Source organism: Leucobacter sp. M11, from assembly GCF_035726885.1.
Classification (GTDB): Bacteria; Actinomycetota; Actinomycetes; order Actinomycetales; family Microbacteriaceae; genus JAPFRB01.
Map to the genome: position 1 here is coordinate 502,951 of NZ_JAPFRB010000002.1, position 2,059 is coordinate 505,009.

At 76.6% G+C, this 2,059-nt stretch carries 2 protein-coding genes and 1 pseudogene; all 3 read right to left on the bottom strand.

The window, feature by feature from the left end:
• The coding region (locus OOT08_RS06755) for an FHA domain-containing protein (RefSeq protein WP_325091836.1) at positions 1-766 on the bottom strand (766 nt) is incomplete at its 3' end.
• A complete protein-coding gene (locus OOT08_RS06760; protein ID WP_325091837.1) occupies positions 763-1,368 on the bottom strand; it encodes a hypothetical protein in 606 nt (201 codons plus the stop codon). The genes OOT08_RS06755 and OOT08_RS06760, both read right to left, overlap by 4 nt.
• A pseudogene (locus tag OOT08_RS06765) lies at positions 1,365-2,059 on the bottom strand (hypothetical protein); the annotation flags it as partial. The gene OOT08_RS06760 and the pseudogene OOT08_RS06765, both read right to left, overlap by 4 nt.

Here is a 2,059-nt window from a genome sequence, read left to right on the forward strand (position 1 = left end):
AACGGGTGTGCCGGTGATCACGCTCGCGCGGTCGGGCGGCCTCGAGCGGACGCGCAGCGCCGTCACGAACCGGGACGGGTCCCGCGTCGATGCGGATCGTGACCTCCCCGAGCTGGGCGATCACCGGCTCGGTGATGCGCAGGGCCTGGACCGGCTCACCCCGGACCCGCACGCCGTTCGCCGACCCCAGGTCGCGCAGGAGCAGGCCGTCGTGTTCCGGGTGGCCGGCCTCGATTGCCGCGTGGGTGCGAGAGACCCCGGTGCCGCGGAGCGGGATGCGGTGCTGCCGCGCCCGACCGAGCCGGTTGACCCCGGCCGCGATCCCGAAGACGGCCCCGCGTTGCGGGCCGCTGAGGACCCGGACCCGGCCCACCAGGGGGACCGCGCGGACGCGGGGAATATCGGCGGCCGCTTCCCTCGGCTCCGGCGGCCCCGGGAACTCCGTGCGCAGACGGATTCCGTCCCCGGAGCGCAGCCCCGAGTCGCGGAGCGGGGCCGCCTGGTCCAACAGGATTTCCGGGGCCTCGGCCACCGCGGCACCCTCGGCCGCGGGCGGCGCGCTCGGGGCGACCGTCCCGAGGGTGAGCGTCCCCTGGTCCCCGGTGCCGAGGCGGCGGCGCTCCGGCGCGGACACGAGCCCGGAGCGGAGCACCGTGCGGGCGAGATCCCGGACCGTGGCGGAGCCCGAGGCGTGAATCGTGAGCCCGAGCGGGGGCGCTCCCGCCGTGAGCAGGGCCACCCGAAGCCGCACGGGCGCGCCGCTCACGGCGGCCCCAGGAGCATCGTCTCGGGGGCCGAGGGGCAGCGCAGGGGGCCGGTCCCCAGCAGTGCTTCGATGTGGGCCACGGGGAGGAAGAGCCGCTGGCCCTCGCCCGGGAGCGTCCGTTCGGCCCGCACCCCGAGCGCGGCGAGCGCTTCCCGGGCAACCCAGGGCCCGCCCTGCGCGGGCGGCCCCGGATCAATCTCGAGCGTGAGCCACCGCGTGGGGCGGTGCTCGCGAACGCACCAGCCCAGCTCCAGCAGCCAGCGGGCGAGGGCGTCGCCGTCCCGGATGCGGTGGCCGGGCAGGACCCGCACCGACACCGAGAGGGAGCGCTCGGCCCGGAAGCCCTCCGTCCAGCTTCCGGGTCGGAGCTCGCCCGCCAGCCCGACCACGGCTCGGAGCGAGCGCTCGGCGGCGGCGAGGCCCGTGCCGCGCTGGGCCGCCGCGGTCAGGCAGCCCACGCCGAGCGCACCGAGCACCCCGAGCGTGCAGAGCGTCAGCAGGCCACGGCCCGTGCGGCTCTGCCGATCAGAGGTGCGTGGCCGATCAGAGGCGCGGGGCTGGCCCGGGGCACCGGAGCCGAGCGGGCGCTCCCGGCGGCTCATCGGACCCACTCCGCCGTGTAGCGCCGGGACCCGGTCACGTCGGCGAGGTCGCGGAGCACCCCGGTCCGGATCTCCTCGGGGAGCGCACTCGTTTCCGCGAGCGCCGCGTAGCGGAGCGGGCTGTGTGCGCCGTCTCCGGGGCCGGTCGGGCCGCCCCTCCCGATCGTCTCGCGCAGTCCGGGCGACACGGTGACCACCTGGGGGATTTCCGGGTTGGCCCGGCCGTCGAGCTTCGGCACGGGATCATCCGGTGCCTCGTAGGCGAGCACCCGGACCTCCTCCGGCAGGCTCTCGGCGATCACCCCGATCGGGGCCCCGGCCGTGATCACGCGGGTCACCGGGAGGGTGCCCCGGCTGGCGAGCGCCGCCGCCGCGAGCCCGCCCTGGCTGAAGCCCACGAGCTGAATCTCAGCGCGGGCGCGCTCGGCCGCTGGCAGGCGCGACAGCTCCGCGGTGATCGCCTGCTCGGCGAAGCGTTCCAGGCCGCCGGGGCGGCCCTGCATGGCCACCAGGTTCCCGTAGAGATCGTTGGGGACCGAACTGTCCCAGGGGGACCACTCCTGCGTGCTCGGCAGGATGACGGTCAGCCTCGGCGGATCCCCGGCGTGCCGCAGCACCTCCAGCACCGCCCGGCGCTTGCCACCGAGCACATCGAGCGCCCCGCCGCGCACGAAGAGATCGCGAATGCTCC

What these genes read in the sequence shown, in the direction of transcription:
- OOT08_RS06760 (WP_325091837.1), bottom strand. Translation starts at nt 1,368, where the DNA reads ATGAGCCGCCGGGAGCGCCCGCTCGGCTCCGGTGCCCCGGGCCAGCCC.